This is a genomic window from Novosphingobium ovatum (assembly GCF_009909235.1).
In the GTDB taxonomy this organism is placed as follows: domain Bacteria; phylum Pseudomonadota; class Alphaproteobacteria; order Sphingomonadales; family Sphingomonadaceae; genus Novosphingobium; species Novosphingobium ovatum.
Map to the genome: position 1 here is coordinate 1 of NZ_JAAAPO010000014.1, position 519 is coordinate 519.

Consider the following 519-nt stretch of genomic DNA (forward strand, 5'->3'; position numbering starts at 1 on the left):
AAGGAAAATGCCCGGACCCTTGATAGTCTTCATTTTTTCCGTCTCCCGTTCAGACCGTGAACCGCGTCCAGCCCGCGCCTGCCTTGGACAGCGCGACGGCCTGTTCGATCAGCGCCATGCCGCGCAAACCATCGGCAATGCCGGGGATCAACGCGCCCTCTTCGCCCCGCACCAGCTTGGCAAAGTCACGGTAAAGATTGGCAAAAGCCTCCAGATAGCCCTCTGGGTGGCCGCCCGGCGTGCGGCTGGCCCATTGCGCCGCCCCGCCCAGCCCCGGATCGCCCGCCTGCACCAGTTCCACCCGGCCATCATCATGGCTTAGCCACAACTGGTTGGGGTGTTCCTGACGCCAGGTCAGGCCGGCCTTTTCGCCGTAAATGCGGATCGTCAGGCCGTTGCGTTCGCCCACCGAAATCTGGCTGGCCAGCAACGCGCCGCGCGCGCCATTCGCGAAACGCAGCAGGATCTGGCAGTCGTCATCCACCATGCGGCCCGGCACCACCGTGCCCAGATCGGCAA

General features: G+C 64.9%; 1 protein-coding gene. It reads right to left on the reverse strand.

Annotated features, from left to right (window positions below; genetic code table 11):
- Window positions 1-49 precede the first annotated feature (49 nt).
- Window positions 50-519, reverse strand: a 470-nt coding sequence (locus tag GTZ99_RS16700) for a Gfo/Idh/MocA family oxidoreductase (RefSeq protein WP_264960556.1), incomplete at its 5' end; no start/stop codon positions are given.